General features: G+C 32.8%; 18 protein-coding genes. 11 read left to right on the forward strand and 7 right to left on the reverse strand.

Annotation, left to right across the window (positions count from 1 at the left end):
• Position 1 precedes the first annotated feature (1 nt).
• From Q4Q40_RS00980 to Q4Q40_RS01005, 6 genes are all read left to right on the forward strand, one after another.
• Positions 2 to 529, forward strand: coding sequence for a DUF2975 domain-containing protein (locus Q4Q40_RS00980; RefSeq protein WP_303299803.1), 528 nt, complete (start codon positions 2 to 4; stop codon positions 527 to 529).
• Positions 530 to 532: 3 nt separating this feature from the next.
• Positions 533 to 739, forward strand: coding sequence for a helix-turn-helix domain-containing protein (locus tag Q4Q40_RS00985; RefSeq protein ID WP_303299804.1), 207 nt, complete (start codon positions 533 to 535; stop codon positions 737 to 739).
• Between the two features lie 53 nt (positions 740 to 792).
• Complete coding sequence (locus tag Q4Q40_RS00990; protein WP_303299805.1) at positions 793 to 1,242, forward strand: DUF3157 family protein; 450 nt, start codon at positions 793 to 795, stop codon at positions 1,240 to 1,242.
• A 102-nt stretch (positions 1,243 to 1,344) separates the two neighbouring features.
• On the forward strand, positions 1,345 to 2,601 hold the full coding sequence (locus tag Q4Q40_RS00995) for a Y-family DNA polymerase (RefSeq protein WP_303299806.1): 1,257 nt from the start codon (positions 1,345 to 1,347) through the stop codon (positions 2,599 to 2,601).
• Positions 2,598 to 3,038 carry a LexA family protein gene (locus tag Q4Q40_RS01000; RefSeq protein ID WP_303299807.1) on the forward strand — a complete coding sequence of 147 codons (441 nt, stop codon included), beginning with the start codon at positions 2,598 to 2,600 and terminating at the stop codon, positions 3,036 to 3,038. Before Q4Q40_RS00995 ends, Q4Q40_RS01000 begins: the two co-directional genes overlap by 4 nt.
• A gap of 11 nt (positions 3,039 to 3,049) precedes the next feature.
• Positions 3,050 to 3,604, forward strand: coding sequence for a GNAT family N-acetyltransferase (locus tag Q4Q40_RS01005; RefSeq protein WP_303299808.1), 555 nt, complete (start codon positions 3,050 to 3,052; stop codon positions 3,602 to 3,604).
• A gap of 213 nt (positions 3,605 to 3,817) precedes the next feature.
• On the opposite strand, the gene Q4Q40_RS01010 is transcribed toward Q4Q40_RS01005, so the two are convergent.
• From Q4Q40_RS01010 to Q4Q40_RS01040, 7 genes are all read right to left on the reverse strand, one after another.
• On the reverse strand, positions 3,818 to 4,096 hold the full coding sequence (locus Q4Q40_RS01010; RefSeq protein ID WP_303299809.1) for a F0F1 ATP synthase subunit delta/epsilon: 279 nt from the start codon (positions 4,094 to 4,096) through the stop codon (positions 3,818 to 3,820).
• Between the two features lie 72 nt (positions 4,097 to 4,168).
• Positions 4,169 to 5,677, reverse strand: coding sequence for a F0F1 ATP synthase subunit beta (atpD, locus tag Q4Q40_RS01015; protein WP_303299810.1), 1,509 nt, complete (start codon positions 5,675 to 5,677; stop codon positions 4,169 to 4,171).
• Between the two features lie 167 nt (positions 5,678 to 5,844).
• On the reverse strand, positions 5,845 to 7,341 hold the full coding sequence (locus Q4Q40_RS01020) for an SGNH/GDSL hydrolase family protein (RefSeq protein WP_303299811.1): 1,497 nt from the start codon (positions 7,339 to 7,341) through the stop codon (positions 5,845 to 5,847).
• 11 nt (positions 7,342 to 7,352) lie between these two features.
• On the reverse strand, positions 7,353 to 10,193 hold the full coding sequence (locus tag Q4Q40_RS01025; RefSeq protein ID WP_303299812.1) for a TonB-dependent receptor: 2,841 nt from the start codon (positions 10,191 to 10,193) through the stop codon (positions 7,353 to 7,355).
• Between the two features lie 205 nt (positions 10,194 to 10,398).
• Positions 10,399 to 12,246, reverse strand: coding sequence for a glutamine--fructose-6-phosphate transaminase (isomerizing) (gene glmS, locus Q4Q40_RS01030; RefSeq protein WP_303299813.1), 1,848 nt, complete (start codon positions 12,244 to 12,246; stop codon positions 10,399 to 10,401).
• Positions 12,247 to 12,378: 132 nt separating this feature from the next.
• Positions 12,379 to 14,037, reverse strand: coding sequence for a BamH family beta-barrel-assembly machinery protein (bamH, locus tag Q4Q40_RS01035; protein WP_303299814.1), 1,659 nt, complete (start codon positions 14,035 to 14,037; stop codon positions 12,379 to 12,381).
• Between the two features lie 26 nt (positions 14,038 to 14,063).
• The gene (locus tag Q4Q40_RS01040) at positions 14,064 to 14,873 is read right to left on the reverse strand and encodes a glycogen/starch synthase (RefSeq protein ID WP_303299815.1); all 810 of its coding nucleotides are present in this window, start codon (positions 14,871 to 14,873) and stop codon (positions 14,064 to 14,066) included.
• A 198-nt stretch (positions 14,874 to 15,071) separates the two neighbouring features.
• On the opposite strand from Q4Q40_RS01040, the gene panC reads away from it, so the two are divergent.
• The 5 genes from panC to radA all read left to right on the forward strand — a co-directional run bounded on the left by panC (position 15,072) and on the right by radA (position 19,901).
• Complete coding sequence (gene panC / locus Q4Q40_RS01045; protein ID WP_303299816.1) at positions 15,072 to 15,923, forward strand: pantoate--beta-alanine ligase; 852 nt, start codon at positions 15,072 to 15,074, stop codon at positions 15,921 to 15,923.
• A 13-nt stretch (positions 15,924 to 15,936) separates the two neighbouring features.
• The gene (gene panD, locus Q4Q40_RS01050) at positions 15,937 to 16,287 is read left to right on the forward strand and encodes an aspartate 1-decarboxylase (RefSeq protein WP_303299817.1); all 351 of its coding nucleotides are present in this window, start codon (positions 15,937 to 15,939) and stop codon (positions 16,285 to 16,287) included.
• Between the two features lie 4 nt (positions 16,288 to 16,291).
• Positions 16,292 to 17,260, forward strand: coding sequence for a lysylphosphatidylglycerol synthase transmembrane domain-containing protein (locus Q4Q40_RS01055; protein WP_303299818.1), 969 nt, complete (start codon positions 16,292 to 16,294; stop codon positions 17,258 to 17,260).
• 88 nt (positions 17,261 to 17,348) lie between these two features.
• Positions 17,349 to 18,497: an alpha/beta hydrolase gene (locus Q4Q40_RS01060; protein ID WP_303299819.1), complete on the forward strand. Its 1,149-nt coding sequence runs from the start codon at positions 17,349 to 17,351 to the stop codon at positions 18,495 to 18,497.
• Between the two features lie 45 nt (positions 18,498 to 18,542).
• Positions 18,543 to 19,901 (forward strand): DNA repair protein RadA, encoded by a 1,359-nt coding sequence (gene radA / locus Q4Q40_RS01065; protein WP_303299820.1) that lies wholly within the window; start codon positions 18,543 to 18,545, stop codon positions 19,899 to 19,901.
• Positions 19,902 to 20,069: the final 168 nt, after the last annotated feature.

Genomic DNA, 20,069 nt, shown 5'->3' on the forward strand with positions numbered 1-20,069 from the left:
CATGAAACAATTAGCTTATATTTCATCGAAACTACTCTTTTATATATTTTCAATCTTATATATTTTTATAATGGTGTTTTCAATACTCTCTTATTTTGAATATAAATTTGATATACAAATTCCATTTGTGGAGGTTTTTGAAAACCATTCAAAAATTAAGGTTCCTTTACTAGGGTTGAATATAGGTGTGCCATTTAATTATTCTATTCTTATTATGTGGTCTGCAATGTCATATTATGCTGTTTATTTCTATTCATTTAAAGAATTTCTAAAGGTATTTGTTAAAAAAAAGATGTTTGAAACAAAATCTTTAAAACGATTACAACTTTTCTTAATATTAAATGTAATTCCTCTTATTTATATCATAATATTTATTATTTCTTTTTTAATAAGAGGAGCGGCTTTTCGTCTTGTGGATGATTATTTTATTGTATTTGCTCATTTAGTAATAGCTTTTTTAATATACTTATACTTAGATGTTTTGAAAAAGGGTAAGTATATACAAGAAGAAAACGACCTAACAATTTAACGTATGCCAATAATTGTAACCCTTGATGTTATGCTTGCTAAGCGCAAAATGAAAAGTAAAGACTTAGCAGATATTATTGGTATAACCACAGCAAATCTTTCTATTTTAAAATCAGGAAAAGCTAAAGCGGTTCGTTTTTCAACTTTAGAAGCTATTTGTAAAGCTATGGATTGTCAACCGAGTGATATTTTAGAGTATGTTGAAGATTAGGTTCGTATTAAAAAATGTATTTTTGAAGTGTTAATTCTATTATTAATATATTTATGAAAACAGCCTTCTTTTTTTTGTTATTTACGATTTCTTTTATTGGTCTTGCACAAAATAATCATATTGTAAAAACGGAAGACGGAAGACGTGTTCTACTAAAAGCTGATTTTACTTGGGAGTATATCGATGCTGAAGGATCTGTTGAAAACATTCCTGTTACTAATATTTCTAAGTCAAAAGAAAATACGAAATGCCATTTGGCAGAAGATTTTGTTGAGCCTAAATTAAACAATAAAATTCAGTCACAACTAAAAAAGGGACGCGCAACTATTGGGCATATAAAAAAGAAAGTAGCTAAAGATTATAATTGTAATGTTGATGATGTTTTATTGTTGTCATTTTCAGAACAAAAGTCAAAAGGCGTTTATCATTTTTGTGCTAGTGGTACTAAAGTTGCTTATAAACGTATTGGTAATTCTATCATAAAGAGCGGGAAATTGTTTTAATACAATTGATTAGTCTAAATATGCCATTTTACCTGTTTCTTTAGATGCTTTTTTATTGATCCAAGACTTTTCATAAAGAGAGAAATCTGTATATTTACTATTATGTATGCCTTAGTAGATTGTAACAACTTTTATGCGTCTTGTGAACGTGCTTTTAATCCTAATTTACGTAACAAACCCATTGCTATTTTAAGTAATAATGATGGTTGTGTTATATCGCGTAGTGATGAAGCAAAAGCATTAAACCTTCCTATGGGTGCTCCTATTTTTAAATGGGAAGCGTTTTGTAAAGCGAATAATATTCAAGTATTTTCTTCTAATTATCCGTTATATGGTGATATGAGTAGTCGAGTGATGACTATATTAGAGCAGTTTACCCCAGATGTGGAGGTGTATAGTATTGATGAGGCGTTTGTAGAATTTAAAGGCTTTGAAGATTACGATTTTAAAGATTATGGATGCCAAATTAGACAACGTATTTTAAAATGGACTGGGATTCCTACTTGTGTAGGGATTGCTCCAACAAAAGCTTTGAGCAAAGTTGCTAATAAAATTGCCCGTAAGTTTCCAAACGAAACCAAAGGTGTTTATGTAATTGATTCTGACGAAAAAAGAATTAAAGCTTTAAAATGGGTAAAATTAGAAGCTGTTTGGGGTATTGGTCGCCGATTGCAAAAACGATTGCATACAAAAGGTTGTAAAACAGCTTTCGATTTTGTAGAACTTTCAGATGAATGGGTTCGTAAAAATTTTTCGATTACCGAATGGAAATTAAAAAAAGATTTGGAAGGTATTTCTAAATTAAAGTTAGATGACATTCAAACAAAAAAGGCGATAGCCACTACGAGAAGCTTTGAGTATACCTTTTCTGATATTGATAATATTAAAGAACGAATTTCGACCTTTGCAACAAGTTGCGCCGAAAAATTACGCAAACAAGGCTCAAGTTGTCATATCATCTATGTGGTTCTGAGTAGTGATAGACATAAAAAAAGCTTAGAACAGCATAGAGCAAGTAAAATAATAAGCTTACCTTTTCCAACAGATTCTAGTTTGATAATTGGTGGAGAGGCCGTTAATGCCGTAACGCATATTTTTAAAAAAGATATAAAGTATAAGCGTGCGGGTGTTATTGTAGCGGGGCTGGTACCAACAAGCAATCATCAATTGCATTTATTTGAAAGCGAGAACCCAAAACATAAACCGTTAATGGGTGCTATAGATAAGCTAAATGCGAAATATGAGACTTATAAAGTAAAGCTAGGAAATCAAGATTTGAAGCGTACTTGGAAAATGCGGCAAGAGCGGTTGTCTCCAAGATATACAACTAATATTAATGATATTATTAAAGTAACATGATACTACACAAATCACAGGGTTTAACGTTCTTTACTCCAAAAGTAACAAATAACTCAGGAGCTCCTTTTTTTGATACAGGAATTTCTGCAGGATTTCCTTCGCCTGCTGAAGATTTTAAGGAACAACGTTTGTCTTTAGATAGAGAACTCATTAAAAACAAGGAGGCTACTTTTTTTGCTAGAGTAAGTGGGCAATCTATGATTGGTGCTGGATTAGATGATAATGATTTATTAGTTATAGATAGAAGCTTAGAACCTGCAAATAATAAAATAGCAGTCTGCTTTTTAGATGGAGAGTTTACAGTAAAACGCTTAAAAGTAGATAAGGATGAGGTGTGGTTACAACCAGAAAATCCTAACTACCCAATAATTAAAATTACTAACGATAATGATTTTGTTATTTGGGGTATTGTAACTAATGTGATTAAAAAAGTGTAGTTTGTAATGTAATGAATCAATTTGTTTATAAACGTGCTGAAACAAAAGAAGAGTTACAGCAAATCTTAAATCTACAGGATGTTAATGCTAAACCATCATTATCTAATGAAACTCTTAAAACCGAAGGATTTGTTTCTGTAAAACACAGTTTTGATGTTTTAAAGCGCATGAATGATGCCTGTCCGCATGTTATAGTTACACATAAGGGAAACGTTATTGGCTATGCCTTATGCATGCTTAATGCGTTTAGAAATGATGTGCCTGCACTCATACCAATGTTCGATTATATGGATCGTATTATTGCATCTAAAAACTTATCGAACCTTCATTATTTAATTATGGGACAGATCTGTATAGATAAAGAGTATCGTAGGCAAGGGATTTTTAAAAAGCTGTACTATTTCTTTAAGGATGAACTAGAGTCGGATTTTGATGCTGTAATTACAGAAGTTAACTCTAAGAATACTCGCTCTTCTGAAGCGCATCGAGCCGTAGGGTTTAATCTTTTAGATGCCCATACTGAGGCTGGTGAAGATTGGGAGTTGATTATTTGGAAATGGCTCTAACACCTTTTCTCTTTTGAAATAACCTTAATAAAATGCTCTTTTTGCTTTCTGTTTCAATAGAAATAAACCGTAAGCTTAGTCAAGATTTTATGTTTTGTATAAAAAAATGAGGGCAGGCTATTTGTTTTGCAGTAATTTCAAACAAGAAATAAATGGTATAAAAAAACGCAAAGCATATGCTTCGCGTTTTAAATATATTTTATAAAAAGAAATTTAGTCTGCTAAAACAATAATTTTATTGTCTTTCATTTCTATAGTTCCAGAACTTATTGATAATAAAGTGATGCCTTTATCTCCTTTAGTGAATTTGTCTTGAACAGTTTCATCTAATTCAATATTTCCTGAGATTTTCACAACACCTTCTTTTAATAGAGATATAATAGGTGCGTGATTATTTAACATTTCGAAATCTCCATTAACTCCAGGAACGGCAACACTAGTTACTTCTCCACTAAATAAGGTTGCTTCAGGTGATACAATTTCTAAATACATAGTTTTCAGTTTGCAGTCGCAGTTTGCAGTTTGCAGTCACTGAAGACTGAATACTGTTTACTGCCAACTATTTTACGCTTCAGCTAACATTTTATCTCCAGCTTCTATAGCTTCTTCAATGGTTCCTTTAAGGTTAAATGCAGCTTCTGGTAAGTGATCTAATTCACCATCCATAATCATGTTAAACCCTTTAATAGTTTCTTTAATATCAACTAAAACACCTGGGATACCTGTAAATTGTTCTGCTACGTGGAAAGGTTGTGATAGGAAACGTTGTACACGTCTAGCTCTACCTACAGCCAATTTATCTTCTTCAGATAATTCTTCCATACCAAGAATAGCAATAATATCTTGTAATTCTTTATAACGTTGTAATAGCTCTTTTACTCTCTGTGCACACGCGTAATGTTCATTTCCTAAAATATCAGCAGTTAAGATTCTAGATGTAGAATCTAATGGATCTACCGCAGGATAGATACCTAACTCAGCAATTTTACGAGATAATACGGTTGTTGCATCTAAGTGAGCAAAGGTTGTTGCAGGAGCAGGATCTGTTAAATCATCTGCAGGTACGTAAACTGCTTGTACAGATGTAATAGAACCTCTTTTAGTTGATGTGATACGTTCTTGCATCGCACCCATTTCTGTTGCTAATGTTGGTTGGTAACCTACCGCAGAAGGCATACGACCAAGTAATGCAGATACCTCAGATCCAGCTTGTGTAAAACGGAAAATGTTATCTACGAAAAATAATACATCTTTTCCTTGTCCTTCACCAGCACCATCACGGAAATACTCAGCAATAGTTAAACCTGATAATGCCACACGAGCACGTGCTCCAGGAGGCTCATTCATTTGTCCGAATACGAAAGTTGCTTTAGATTCTTTCATTTTAGATTTATCAACTTTAGATAAATCCCATCCGCCTGCTTCCATAGAGTGCATAAAATCATCACCGTAACGAATAATTCCAGATTCTAACATTTCTCTTAAAAGGTCATTCCCTTCACGAGTTCTTTCTCCAACTCCAGCAAATACTGAAAGTCCACCGTGTCCTTTTGCAATATTGTTGATCAACTCCTGAATCAATACTGTTTTACCTACACCAGCACCACCAAATAAACCAATTTTACCACCTTTTGCATAAGGTTCAATTAAATCGATTACTTTAATACCTGTAAATAAAACTTCAGTAGAAGTTGATAAATCTTCAAATTTAGGAGCTTGACGGTGAATTGGTAACCCAGCATCATTTGCTTTAGGTAAATCTCCAAGACCATCAATAGCATCTCCAATTACATTAAACAAACGTCCGTAAACATCATCACCAATCGGCATTTGTATAGGAGCACCAGTAGCAGTAACCTCAGTACCTCTACTCAAACCATCAGACGAATCCATAGCAATCGTACGAACCGTATCTTCACCAATGTGAGATTGTACTTCTAGTACTAATAAAGAACCATCAGGTCTTTTAATTTCTAATGAATCGTAGATTTTTGGTAGTTCTGAACCAGCACCGAATTCAACATCGATAACTGGACCTACTATTTGTGCAACTTTACCTGTAACTTTAGACATTACTTATATGTTTAATATTATGCGATTTAATTGTGTGAAAACAGTTTTAGTTTTCGCGTGCAAAGATATATTTTTTAATTTAAAATAAAAGTTGTTTTAGGAGCTTTTTTACAATAAAAAAACACCTTCTGCCAGAAGGTGTTATGTAACGATATTTTATTTTAAAATTATTGTAATGTAGGCGAGTAATTTGTTAGGTAATCATTTGCCTTGGCAATATTCCCCGATTCAATAAAGTTTGACCCAAAAGCAGCGTCAATAGCTTCTAAAAATTTGTTTGCCATAAGTGCATAACCTCTGGCTGTTAAATGTATACCATCTAAACCTATAGCACCTCCAGTAACTAGATCTGCATTGAGATTAAAACCATCAAAATCGATACCTGTGCTAGCAGCTTCACTAAGAATAGCATTGAGATCTACGAGTGCAATAGCATCATTGGTGTTTGCTATAGCTGCTATCGCTGTATTATAAGAATCTGTTGCTTCTTTAATTTCTTCTTGTTCTTCTGGAGTTAATACCCATTTGTCTGCCAATGGAACAGCAACACCATTAACTCCGAGAGCTCCCTCTGTTCCTATGAATGCCGATGAAGGTAGCACAAATAAATCTTCAGCAGTCGCTTGTCTCATGCTTACTAAATCTTCGTTTAATCCTGTTAAGTCTGTTAAGCTTTCATCCAGAATTACAACAGCATTATTTTCTGAAGCTTCAAAGGTTATTGTTCTTTTTGCAATTTCAATATCCGCTAATTCTTGAGTTAAAGGTGTGTTTGCAACTAGAAAAGCAAATGCTCCTTGGATACCAGCATTATAAGCACCATATGCAGCAGCACTGTTTAAAAATTCTGCTGTTGCTGCGTCTAAAGGAATAGGGTTATGAGGCACTGTTGTAAAATGTGGTAAATCTGTAATATAAGGAACATTAGTTACGACTCCTTTAGCACCGCCTGAAGTTAATCCAGTAATAAGCGCATCAAGTGCATCATTAAAAGTAGCACTATCTGTAATTGGATTAGAACCATCTCCTCCAGATGTTGCATATCCTAGTACATCATTACCTCCAACCTCAGATAGAGTGAAAAATGTTGGATTCTGTGCTATGGCATCAGCTAAAACTGTAGCCGTTGGAGCAGATGCAATACGAGCGTAATATGGATTTAAACTTGCATAGCCTGGTGTTATTAAATGCCAGCTTTTAGCACCAGGAATACCAAAATTATTAAAATCGCTACCAATACTTATACCAGCTTCAGTTGTAATGGAAGGAACAGGAGCTCCTAGCTCTGTTAAAAAGGCATCTAGCGATTGTGGTCCAGGAATGTCACTATTAAATGTTAATCTGTAACCACTTACTACACTGCCAGCTACTAGAATACCTCCTGTATTATCACTCATTAAAGGTTGTGTAAAAGCACCACCTCCAACTTTTGAAAATTCTTTTGATAAAATATTTGGGAATGAATTTTCTTGTGACGCTATAAATAAACCACCATCTGTAAAACCTGATGTGAATGAAGCACCTAAGGCTACATAGTTTGAAAAATCTGCGGAACCTGCTGTTAATTCTGGTAAAATGACTTCCTCTGGTAAAATGTTATCATCTTCATCGCAAGCAAAAAATCCTAGAATAAGGACAAAAAGGTATATATATTTAATATTCATAATGATCTTTTTTATAAGTTATTAATAATCCATGAAAGGTAAAACTGCGAACCTATAAAGCCAGTACCTACAGCTGTAAAATATTCATCACCTAAAAGATTAGAGGCACCCGCTTTAAATGTAGATTTTAAAGATGGTACACGTAAATTTATTTGTGCATCTACAACATGGTAAGCAGGAACTTCTGCTGTAGCAAAAGAGGCTTCCCAAACATAATTATCACTCCACCTCCAAGCAACGTTGAATCCAAAGTTTTTAAATAAATCAGTATTACCAAAGGAGGCTTTTACTTTGTGTTCTGGTGTATTAAAATTTGTTTGGAAGTCTGGATTAGCATCACGATCAAAATCTAATTTAGCATAGGTGTAATTCATACCTAAATCATAGTTGTTAAATATTTTAGTAGTTACAGCTAAAGCTGCTCCATAAGAATTAACGTCTGCTGTCGTATTTGTGTAAGCTCTATATGCTTGAAAATCGCTATTAGCTAAAGCAATTATAGATAAAGGTGTTTGTGTTCCATTTACAGGAGTTGTCTGAGTGAATTCCACATCTCCATAATATGGATTAACAACATCTATTGTCGTAATAAAATCTTGATATTGATTTAAATAAGCACTAAAATCAATAATAACCTTATCTAGTTTTCCACGGTAACCAACTTCAAAAGAACTCACTTGTTCTGGTTTTACTATGCCAGGGTTTGCTATTGTTAAATCTGCGGGATTTTGCGAAGCAGCAAATGCTGCTACCGATGTTCTTGTAAATGAGTTATTATAGGCTCCAGTACCATCATAATCAAAGCTAGTACCAATAATACTTTGTCCAATGGTTGAAATATTGTCTCCGCTAACAGTTCTTAAGTCTCTTTGAGGGTTGTCTGGTGCACTACCTAACAGGATGATACTCCCTACATTAAAACCAATGTATAAAGCTTGCGTATCGGGATTTCTAAAACCTGTTTGAAAAGAGGCTCTTAAATTATGGTTATTGTCATCGCCTAAGTTATAACCAACCGATAATCTTGGAGAGAAAAAGGCATCGAAGAGTTCCGATTTGTCGTAACGTATAGACGCTGTTAGTTTTAAACGTTCATCTTCTAAGAATTTCTTTTGAATTTGTGTATAGAGACCAACTTCGGAATATGGAATTTCTTCTAATTTATCTGTATAGATTGAACCAAATGAATTTAAAACGTATTTTCTGTATGACCCACCAACTTGAATTTCGGCAAAATCGGTTAGGTGACTGAAGTTATAATTAGCATCGGAATGGTAGATTTTAGATTCATCTCTAAATTTACTGCCAGTTAATACATCTGGATCGTTTATTACTGTATTGAAAGCATTTTGAAATTCGGGGGTCCCAGGTTCATATCTTCCTGTATCTGCTATTTGTCTTGCATTAGCATGTGCTTCGTTAGCATTTAATCCAGCCAATGTGCCTTCTATAAAAGCACCAGTATATTCGCCAAACCAAACATCGTCTGCTTTCCATTGTCTGTTTATATTTACACCTGTAAATACCATATCGTAAGAGTCCCCTGCGTTGTCTGCCGTAACATAACCTCTTAAGAAAAAGTTATCGTTTTTTATTTCTAACTTATGTTGTTGTAAAAAGAAATTCTTTATAGAATATCTATTGGAACCTTGATATACAGTAGATCCAGAACCTATTTTACCTACATATTGAATTTCAAAATCGTTTTCCCACGGTCTAAAATATAAGCCCCAATCTGTTTTTATACTTTTAGCATCATAATCTGTTAAATCTGCTTCGTCGTATCCTGTTCTACTTACATTTACAGATGGTACTAAATTAGCTAAAGCAGGGTTAGGTAACCGTCCTAGTTCTGCTAACCTATCTGCAACAGTTTTGATATTAATTGTAGCAATATCACCATATACGTTTACACCATCATAATCTATATCGTTTTCTCTGGTGCTATTACTTTCTACAAAAGTAGTATTTCGATCTTTCCCTCTTGTATCGTTAGCGACCCAATCGGTTCCTTGTAAATAACTGAAATTAACTTTTGCTGCAAATTTTTCGCTGAATTTGTGAGCAACACGAATACCATAATCTTTATAATCATTATCTCCTGCGGCTTCTTGAGATGTAATACCTTGTTTGTAGTAAGCACTAATCCCAGTATGATCAAAAGCACTTTTGCTTCGCATGAATAGTACGCCATTAAATGCATTAGCCCCATAAAGAGCAGATGCAGCTCCAGGTAAAAGTTCTACGCTTTGTACATCTGTTTCTATCATTCCTAATAAATTTCCTAAAGGAAAGTTAAGTGCAGGTGCCGCATTGTCCATACCGTCTACCAATTGCATAAAACGTGTATTTGCAAATGTTGCGAACCCTCTGGTATTAATAGATTTAAAGGTTAAACTATTCGTATTAATATCAACTCCTTTTAGGTTTTCTAATCCATCGTAAAAGTCTGAGGAAGCTGTGTTTTTAATTTGTTTTAACCCAAAACGCTCTACGGTAACTGGTGATTCAAATATGCGTTCTGGCGTTCTTGATGCAGAAATTACAACTTCATCTAATGATGTTCCTTCAATAAGGATAAAACTTAAGGTTTGATTGTTTGACGTTACTTCTTTGGTAACGGTTTCAAAGCCTACACTGCTCGCTTGAATGCTAAACGGAGGGTTTTGGTCAATAGTAAGAGAGAAATTACCATCAAAATCTGTTACGGTACCTGTTGATGATCCAACAACGATAAGATTAGCTCCAGGAATGGGCTGGCTATTATCGTCAACAACAGAGCCAGAAATAGTTGTTTGAGAGTAGGAAAAACCACAAAACAACAGCAGTAAAATTGATAAGATTGTCTTCATTTAGTAAGAATTAGTTTATATTTTGAATAAGCAATATAAAGATATTAAATGTCACTTTAGTATAAAAATATAAAAAAATTATGCACGCATAGTATTTTTTAACAAAAAACCATGTGTAAAAATGATTAATATGTAAAAAAAATGAAGATTTATTGAATATTATCATTATACCTTCAAAAGGTATAATGATAATATTAAGTTAAGATTATTCTACTGTAACAGATTTTGCCAGATTTCTTGGCTGATCTACATTTTTACCTAACATCACAGCTATATGATAAGATAATAATTGAAGTGGAATGGTAGTTAATAAAGGAGAAAGTGATTCGAGTGTTTCTGGGACTTCAATAACATGGTCTGCCAGTTCTTTGACTTGTACATCGCCTTCGGTAACAATACCAATAATTTTTCCTTTACGAGATTTTATTTCTTGAATATTACTAACTACTTTTTCGTAGTGCCCTTTTTTTGTAGCAATAACTACAATAGGCATATTTTCATCAATTAAAGCAATAGGACCGTGCTTCATTTCGGCAGCAGGATATCCTTCGGCATGTATATAGGAAATTTCTTTTAATTTTAAAGCGCCTTCAAGTGCTACAGGGAAGTTGTAACCTCTTCCTAAGTACAAGAAATTACTGGTATCTTTATAGGTTTCAGATATCTTTTGTATATGTTTATCAGATTTTAAAGCTTCTTCTACTTTTTTAGGAATCATTTCTAATTCTAATAAGTGATGACGGAAATCTGAACTGCTAATAGTTCCTTTTGCTCTAGCTAATCGCAGTGCTATTAAGGTTAAAACCGTAATTTGAGTTGTAAAAGCTTTTGTTGAAGCAACACCAATTTCTGGGCCAGCATGGGTATAAGCTCCAGCGTGAGTTTCTCGGGCAATAGATGAGCCTACTACATTACAAACACCAAAAACAAATGCCCCTTTAGACTTTGCTAATTTAATGGCTGCTAATGTGTCTGCAGTTTCTCCAGATTGAGAAATAGCAATAAGGACATCTTTTTCTGTAATAATCGGGTTACGATATCTAAACTCAGAAGCATATTCAACTTCAACTGGCACTCTTGCTAAATCTTCAAATATATATTCTGCTACTAAACCAGCATGCCATGAAGTACCACAGGCTACAATTATAATACGATCTGCATTTAAGAACTTTTTCATGTTATCTTCAATGCCTGCCATTTTTATAATAGCTTCATGTCTAAGGAGTCTACCTCTATAAGTATCGGTAATCGCTTTAGGTTGTTCATGAATTTCTTTCAACATAAAATGATCGAAACCACCTTTTTCTATTTGCTCTAAATTTATTTGAAGTTTTTGAATGTAAGGATCTACTAAAGAATCGTCTTTAATTTTTCTAATTTTTATGCCTTTATGAAATCTAATAATGGCCATTTCTTCATCTTCTAAATAAATGGCATTTTTAGTATATTCTAAAAAAGGAGAGGCATCGCTAGCAATAAAAAATTCGTCTTCACCAACACCGATAGCTAATGGACTTCCTAAGCGTGCAATAACAATTTCTTCTGGTTTGTTTTTATCGAAAACAGCAATAGCATATGCGCCTACTACTTGATTTAATGCAATTTGTACAGCTTTACCAAGTTTTACGTTTTCTTGTTTTTTTACATCTTCAATCAAATTGATTAATACTTCTGTATCTGTATCTGATTTGAAAGTGTAACCTCTTGAGATTAATTCTTTTTTAAGGGATTCATAATTTTCAATAATTCCATTATGAATAATAACTAATTCTCCAGAATTTGAAATATGAGGATGAGAATTCACATCGTTAGGAACACCATGTGTTGCCCATCGTGTATGTCCGATACCAACACTTCCATATTTAGTGATTTCTTTTTCAGAACGTGTTTCTAAATCTGCTACTTTTCCTTTGGTTTTAGAAACTTTAAGATCTTTTCCATCAAATAATGCTATTCCAGCACTATCGTAACCTCTATATTCTAAACGTTTAAGGCCTTCAACTATAATTGGATAAGCTTCTCTGGGGCCTATATATCCTACAATTCCACACATAAATAAAAAATTTGTTTGGTTTAATTTTTAGCTTTGGCAAATATGAAAATAAATTTCGAATAATAATTATTTACTACACAAAGACAGTGATTTATACGATGAAATTCATTTTAAATCTTAGAGAAGAATATATTAATTGTTTTCGGGCTCTGTATAAAACACTTCTAATTTCATTTTTCTTTTTTTTCTTTCTTCGTCGTTTTCATCAGATATATTTGTTCCGTGTAAAACAGTTCCTCTAGGTGTAAATATTGCTGCTTGTGGTATAGCAGTAACAGCATCTTCACTTTCTAATATTAGCGCATTACTTGTAACATTAACATTAGTTGATAATACTAAACCTATTTTTGTATTAGTAGAATCTTTTAGTAAAATATTATTTAAGTGTTCTGTAATACGTATTTTATATTGTTTTAGATCAGAATCACGTTTACCTAAGTGAATCACTTTAGAATTCAAGGGGTCATTGTCATTCTCGAAAGGATCAATGCCGTAATCAATAATAGGTATATTGTTTTTAACGTCGTAAGCATAAATTCTATCATTTTCATGATAATCGTCGTCAGAAGAAGTCGATAATAATTCATCTTCGTAAATAACTAATTGTGCTTCGTTAATGAGTCTCTTTAATATAAAGTTTCCTGTAGTGGCATCTTTTATATGGTTGCCATCATCATCAGAAAGTCTAAATTCATTTATAAAATCCTCCAGAGCAATATCGTTTTTACCAAATAAATCTACAACAGCCATTGAACCTTCTGTCCCTTTTAAATAGAGTGTTTCATCCCCTAAATCAGAGTCTCCGTCTTCTAATGATATATAATCATTTATAAAGGTATTAAGTCTGATGCCATCAAAATAAAGAGAGTACTCGTCTTGGATTCTGGCATTTTCTTCTCCTTTTGAATAATGTATAGTAATGTTGGCAGCAGTAGAGTCAAGATTTAATAAAATCATATTTCCTTCTCCACTAGCAGCTTCAACTTTAAAATAGAGCCCTCTAAAATAATCATAAAAATTATTAATATTACTTAATTCAGATAGCCCTTCAAGATCTATAATGGCAGATTTCCAAAAAGCGTTATCAAGAGGAGCTCTAAAAGCAGGAACACTTCTTGTTGTAACCGCATCGTCTCCTTCTCCAACGGTTGTTATAACTGCAGCAGCACTAGGAACAAATGTAGTATCCTTTATTATAGCACCGACATGGGCATCAAAATTTATAATGCTGTTTTCAGTAAGAGCAAAATTATTGGTAGTATTACTATTGCTGGCGTTTGAAAAATAATTTTGAGGACTATCAGCATCATTTGGATTAAAACTGCTTAAAAAATAATTATTGCGATATATCGTTAATTTAATTGCTTTAGTAGCATCTCCATATAAAGAATCCTGAATAGTATATGTCGTGTTACCTTCATCATCAAAATCAATAGGTCTACTAAAATAAGGGATGCTTAAAATAACGGAATCAATAACAGGGTTTTCACCAAAATCAGGGCTTAGAGACGTCGGAGTTACTTGAGCCACTATACTAGCAGTGGTTTGTCCAAACGCTGGATCATTAAAAGAACCAAGTAAATTAGCTTCTAAATCATTAATTTTCAGAGAATCAAGTTTTTTATTATATGCAATTAAAGGGATACTCAGAGATTTTGTTTCAAAGTTTGAATTTTCTTTTCCTAAAACATCACTTTCTATAATGTTAAAATCTTTATCACATGCGATAAAAGATGAAGTTACTAATAGAAAAAGTATAAAAAATTTAAAGGCTTTAATCGAATTTTTCATATATGATTGTAATGAATATAAGGTTGTTAGCTTAAAACGCTGTTATTGAAAAATGTTGTGTAAGCTTCACCAAATTCATCTCTATTTTTGTATTCTAAAACAGGTTTGTTAGATGCTTCTAAATAGGATTTTAATTCTTCAGGAATACTTTCTGAACCTACAATTAGTGCATCAGAATAATCAATAGCAACTTTCATTAAGTTATTGTATGTAGGTTCTTTAAGTTCACTTACAACATCTTCATTTATGTTGTCAAATTTAATCTTATTAAGCATGTCTTTATTTAATGTATTGTTAAAACTTTGGTCATAAACCGAAGTAACAATTTTGCTTTCATTAAATAAAGGCTCGTCTTTATAGTATTCTTTTAAATATAAAGGCAATAATGATGCCAACCAACCATGAACATGAATGATATCTGGAGACCAATTTAATTTCTTAACGGTTTCAATAACACCTTTAGCAAAGAAAATAGCGCGTTCATCATTATCTGAAAACAGTTTACCACTTTCATCAGTTAATGTCGCTTTTCTTTTAAAGTATTCATCATTATCAATAAAGTAAACCTGTATACGCTCTTTAGGAATAGATGCCACTTTAATAATAAGAGGCATGTCTAAATCGTTTATTACCAGATTTATCCCAGACAATCTTATAACTTCATGTAATTGGTGTCTACGTTCGTTTATGTTGCCGTATCGAGGCATAAATATTCTTATTTGTCCACCTTGTTGATTCACCAATCTAGGTGCTTCAAAGGACATGGAAGAAATTTCGGTTTCTGGTAAATAAGGAACTACTTCAGATGATACATATAATATCCTCTTATCTTTCATATGTTTATTTTTGTTGACTTTTTAAAGTCAAGTATGACTAGCAATTAAAGGTCTTTTTTAAAGAGAAATTTAGTAAAGCTTGTTTTTTTGATGGTCTCGCTTTTGAAAATTCAAAATAAAAAACAAGCAAAAGTACAAAAATTTATGCAAATTGCTTGTAAAATCTTAAGTTTGCACCCGTTAAATTTTTATTAAAAAGTGGAATTTCATTCAGAAAAACAGCAAATTACGGTAGCAATAGATGCTTTAAAAACAAAAGGGCTAACATTAGGATTGGTTCCTACCATGGGAGCTTTGCATGAAGGGCATTTACAATTGGTAAAAAAAGCCATAGATGACAATGATAAAGTGGTCGTTAGTATTTTTATTAATCCTACACAATTTGATAATAAGGAAGACTTGGAGAATTACCCAAGAACTCTTGAAAATGATATGAATTTGCTTAAAACTGTTAGTAAAGACAAAATCATAGTTTATGCACCTACAGTTGATGATATTTATGAAGGAAAAGCGGTTTCCCAAAGTTTTGATTTTGATGGCTTAGAATTTGAAATGGAGGGTAGATTTCGTGATGGACATTTTGATGGAGTTGGAACTATTGTGAAGCGTTTTTTTGATATTGTAAAACCACATAATGCCTATTTTGGAGAAAAAGATTTTCAACAATTACAAATTATAAAAAAACTAGTTGAGAAGCTTCATATTCCAATTCATGTTGTTGGGTGTAAAATACACCGGGAAACTAGCGGTTTAGCAATGAGTTCGCGTAATACCCGACTAAAACCAGCGTATAAAAAAGCGGCTCCTTTTATTTATAAAACTTTAACAACTGCCAAAAAACGTTTTGGCACAAAAAGTGCTAATAATGTATTGAAATGGGTTGAAAAACAGTTTGCAAAACATGATTTATTAGAATTAGAATATTTTATTATTGCAGATGTAAAAACGTTAAAACCAGTTAAACGAAAATCAAACAAAAAAACATATAGGGCGTTTATAGCAGTATATGCAGATGATATTAGACTTATAGATAATATCGCACTAAATTAATTATCTTTGCCTCATGCAAATTCAAGTAGTAAAATCTAAGATTCATAGAGTAAAATGCACAGGTGCAGAACTCAATTATATAGGAAGTATCACTATAGACGAAGATTTAATGGAAGCCGCCAATATTATACAAGGAGAAAAAGTTCAAATTGTTAATAATGATAATGGTGAGCGTTTAGAAACGTATTGTATTCCTGGACCACGTAAAAGTGGCGAGATTACACTTAACGGTGCTGCCGCCAGGAAAGTTTCGATAGGAGATACGCTAATTTTAATTACTTATGCCTTTATGGATATTGAAGAGGCAAAAGTATTTAAGCCCTCATTAGTTTTTCCAGATGAAGCAACAAACTTGTTAAAATAAAGGTTTGAACCAAAAAATAAAAAGAATACTTAAGATTACACTCCCATTATTATTGGGAGTTTTTTTGGTTTGGTATTCACTGTCTCAAATTTCTATTGACGAATTAGTTGAATATTTCAAAAAGGCAGATTATACATGGATTGTTTTAGGTATGTTTTTAGGACTCTTGAGTCATTTGTCAAGGGCTTATCGTTGGCGTTTTCAGCTTGAACCAATGGGGTATCGTGTTAGGTTAGGCAATAGTATTATGGCTGTATTTGCTACCTATTTAATAAACTATACCATACCTAGAGCAGGCGAAGTTGCCAGAGCTTCTATACTTACAAATTATGAAGATGTGCCTTTTGAAAAAGGTTTTGGAACTATTGTGGCAGAGCGTATTGCAGATATGATTGTTATGTTGGGCATAATTGCCGTTACGCTTTTTCTTCAGTTTGATTTTATATATGGGTTTTTAATTGAAAAATTCGATCCAACTAAAATCATTATTGCCTTTATTGCGGGTATCATACTAATGGTATTCTTTTTTAGGTTTATAAAGAAAAGTGATTTCAAAATAGCGATAAAAATAAGAACATTTATTAATGGCTTAATTGAAGGGGCATTTAGTATTTTTAAAATGAAAAAGAAGTGGGCATTTATTTTTCATACACTATTTATTTGGGGAATGTATGTGCTTATGTTTTATGTTACGACCTTTTCTTTTGAGCAAACTCAAAATATTCCTTTTGCGGCAATATTAATTGGTTTTATAGCAGCAAGTTTTAGTATTGCAGCAACTAATGGCGGCATAGGTTCTTATCCTGAAGCTATTGTACTTGCTTTTTTATTATTTAATATTCCAGAAGACCCGAGTCGTGCTTTTGGTTGGATCATGTGGGGGTCTCAAACACTTATGATTATTATCTTTGGAGGCCTGTCATTAATCTATTTGCCAATTTATAATAGAAAAAAATCAAATTCGAAAGTTTAAAAATTCTGCAAAGCTTAAAAAACTTTGCTTTTAATCTCTCCCATTATTTATTACCTTGCCAATATCAAATTTCAAATCGTTATTAAAAATGAAGCAACTACTTTACGTTCTACTGTTTGTATTATCAATACATTTTGCAGAGGCTCAAGTTAAATATAAAACCATTGAATCTTCAAAATTAGAAGAATCTAGAGAGCTAAAAATTCAATTACCAAGAGGATATAATAGTAATGAAAATAAAAGTTATCCATTATTTATTGTGTTTGATGGTGATTATCTTTTCGAAGCGGTTGCTGGAAATGTAGATTATTATTCCTATTGGGATGACATGCCAGAATCTATTATTGTAGGCGTTAATCAAGTTGATAAACGATATGACGATTGTATGTACTCTGAGCAAAACTCTTTACCAATTGACACAGGGGCTAGTTTCTTCGAGTTTATTGGGCAAGAGCTTATTCCATATATAAAAAAAAACTATAGAACTACTAATTTTAAAGTAGCTGTAGGTCATGGAGAAACTGCCAATTTTATTAATTATTTTTTATTAAAGCCCCAACCGTTATTTCAGGCCTATATTGCAGTTAGTCCAGAATTAGCTCCAAATATGATAGACTATCTTCCTAAACGTTTAAATAGTTTACAATCTAAATTATTTTATTATTTAGCAAATACTAAAAATGATGGAAGCTCTATAAGGAAAATGACAGAAGCTTTAAATGAAGATATTTCGGCTATAGATAATGATAATTTATCTTATAGTTTTGATAGTTTTGAAAAACCATCTCATTACTCTGCTCCTTTGCATGGGCTGCCAAATGCTCTTGAAAATATTTTTAAAGTATTTCAACCTATTAGTAAAAAGGAGTATAAGGAGACTATATTAGAATTAGATACGTCTCCAGTAGCATATTTGGTTGAAAAGTATAAGACTATTAATGATGTGTTTGGTCTTAAAAAACGAATTCTAATTAATGATTTTAAAGCTATTTCGGCCGCTATTGAAAAAACCGAACAGTTTGAATTTTATGAACAATTAGGTAAAATTGCTCGAGATGCATATCCAGAAACGCTTTTAGGAGGTTATTATTTAGCGCGTTTTTATGAAGAGGGAGGCGAGCCCAAAAAGGCAATGCGAACGTATCAATCTGCATATACATTAAAAGGAGTTGCTGGTCTTACAAAGGATTTAATGCTTGAAAAAGCAGATTTAATTAAAGAGGATTTCGGTTATTAAAGTAATGAAATCTCAAACCTCAAACTCTAAATCCCAAAAAATTAAATGGCAAAAGTAAAAACAACTTTTTTTTGTCAAAACTGCGGGACACAATATGCGAAATGGCAAGGACAATGTAATGCCTGTAAAGAGTGGAATACTATTGTTGAGGAAGTTATTCAAAAACCAGAAAAAAGCGACTGGAAATCCCCAACAGCAACCGTAAAAAAAGCATCAGTTCCATTACGAATTAAAGATATAGATGTTTCTAAAGAACCACGGCTAAACACATTTGATGGAGAATTTAATCGCGTACTGGGCGGTGGTATGGTGCCAGGATCTTTAACATTGTTAGGAGGCGAGCCTGGGATAGGGAAAAGTACTTTATTACTTCAGATTTCATTAAAATTACCATATAAAACTTTATATGTTTCTGGTGAAGAAAGCCAGAAACAAATAAAAATGCGAGCAGAACGTATTAATCCAAATAATAATAACTGTTATATTTTAACAGAAACTAAAACTCAAAATATATTCAAACAAATAGGAGCTTTAGATCCAGATATTGTTATTATTGATTCTATTCAAACACTGCATAGCGATTATATTGAGTCTTCTTCGGGAAGTATTTCACAGATAAAAGAATGTACCACAGAGCTTATAAAGTTTGCTAAAGAAACAGCCACTCCAGTTTTATTGATTGGTCATATTACTAAAGATGGAAATATTGCTGGTCCCAAAATTTTAGAACACATGGTAGATACTGTGTTACAATTTGAAGGGGATCGTAACCATGTATTTAGAATTTTAAGAGCCCATAAAAATCGTTTTGGTTCTACAAACGAATTGGGGATATACGAAATGCAAGGCTCAGGACTACGTGAGGTTACTAATCCATCAGAGATTTTAATCTCTGAAAAGGATGATGAGCTATCAGGAAATGCTATAGCAGCGACTTTAGAAGGTATGCGTCCATTAATGATAGAGATACAAGCTTTGGTTAGCACGGCAGTTTATGGAACTCCGCAACGTAGTGCTACTGGTTTTAATGCAAAACGTCTCAATATGTTATTGGCAGTTTTAGAAAAACGTGCTGGATTCCGATTAGGAGCAAAAGATGTCTTTTTAAATATTACAGGAGGTATTACGGTTGACGATCCTGCTATTGATTTGGCTGTTGTGGCTGCTATACTATCTTCTAATGAAGATGTCGCATTGCAAAAAGATTTTTGTTTTGCTGCAGAAGTTGGATTATCTGGAGAAATACGTCCCGTACAACGTGTAGAACAACGTATTTTAGAAGCCGAAAAACTAGGGTTCTCCACCATTTTTGTATCGAAATACAATAAAATCTCATTAAAAAATACAGTAATTAAAATACAACTCATTTCTAAAATTGAAGATTTGGTTGAAATTCTTATTTAATCTAAAAATTCTCCGACCCAAGGAGAAGACTCGAATTACATTGCTCCCTGGAAGCCATCTGAACTACCAAAAAAGGAAGTTTTGGGTGAGGTAAAATAAAAAAAGGTTTTGGCTCTAAGGACAAAATGAAACTGACGAAATACCTCTATGGCTTGTCTTGTGGATAGT

The sequence above is a fragment of the Flavivirga jejuensis genome (genome assembly GCF_030540765.1).
GTDB classification, from domain to species: Bacteria; Bacteroidota; Bacteroidia; order Flavobacteriales; family Flavobacteriaceae; genus Flavivirga; species Flavivirga jejuensis.

Excerpts from the sequence above, each read along its gene's own strand:
- panD (WP_303299817.1), top strand. The coding sequence starts at position 15,937 with ATGCAAATTCAAGTAGTAAAATCTAAGATTCATAGAGTAAAATGCACA.
- Q4Q40_RS00990 (WP_303299805.1), top strand. The coding sequence starts at position 793 with ATGAAAACAGCCTTCTTTTTTTTGTTATTTACGATTTCTTTTATTGGT.
- glmS (WP_303299813.1), bottom strand. The coding sequence starts at position 12,246 with ATGTGTGGAATTGTAGGATATATAGGCCCCAGAGAAGCTTATCCAATT.
- Q4Q40_RS01005 (WP_303299808.1), top strand. The coding sequence starts at position 3,050 with ATGAATCAATTTGTTTATAAACGTGCTGAAACAAAAGAAGAGTTACAG.
- Q4Q40_RS01000 (WP_303299807.1), top strand. The coding sequence starts at position 2,598 with ATGATACTACACAAATCACAGGGTTTAACGTTCTTTACTCCAAAAGTA.
- atpD (WP_303299810.1), bottom strand. The coding sequence starts at position 5,677 with ATGTCTAAAGTTACAGGTAAAGTTGCACAAATAGTAGGTCCAGTTATC.
- bamH (WP_303299814.1), bottom strand. The coding sequence starts at position 14,037 with ATGAAAAATTCGATTAAAGCCTTTAAATTTTTTATACTTTTTCTATTA.
- Q4Q40_RS00985 (WP_303299804.1), top strand. The coding sequence starts at position 533 with ATGCCAATAATTGTAACCCTTGATGTTATGCTTGCTAAGCGCAAAATG.
- Q4Q40_RS01020 (WP_303299811.1), bottom strand. The coding sequence starts at position 7,341 with ATGAATATTAAATATATATACCTTTTTGTCCTTATTCTAGGATTTTTT.
- Q4Q40_RS00995 (WP_303299806.1), top strand. The coding sequence starts at position 1,345 with ATGTATGCCTTAGTAGATTGTAACAACTTTTATGCGTCTTGTGAACGT.
- radA (WP_303299820.1), top strand. The coding sequence starts at position 18,543 with ATGGCAAAAGTAAAAACAACTTTTTTTTGTCAAAACTGCGGGACACAA.
- Q4Q40_RS01060 (WP_303299819.1), top strand. The coding sequence starts at position 17,349 with ATGAAGCAACTACTTTACGTTCTACTGTTTGTATTATCAATACATTTT.
- Q4Q40_RS01040 (WP_303299815.1), bottom strand. The coding sequence starts at position 14,873 with ATGAAAGATAAGAGGATATTATATGTATCATCTGAAGTAGTTCCTTAT.
- Q4Q40_RS00980 (WP_303299803.1), top strand. The coding sequence starts at position 2 with ATGAAACAATTAGCTTATATTTCATCGAAACTACTCTTTTATATATTT.
- Q4Q40_RS01025 (WP_303299812.1), bottom strand. The coding sequence starts at position 10,193 with ATGAAGACAATCTTATCAATTTTACTGCTGTTGTTTTGTGGTTTTTCC.
- Q4Q40_RS01010 (WP_303299809.1), bottom strand. The coding sequence starts at position 4,096 with ATGTATTTAGAAATTGTATCACCTGAAGCAACCTTATTTAGTGGAGAA.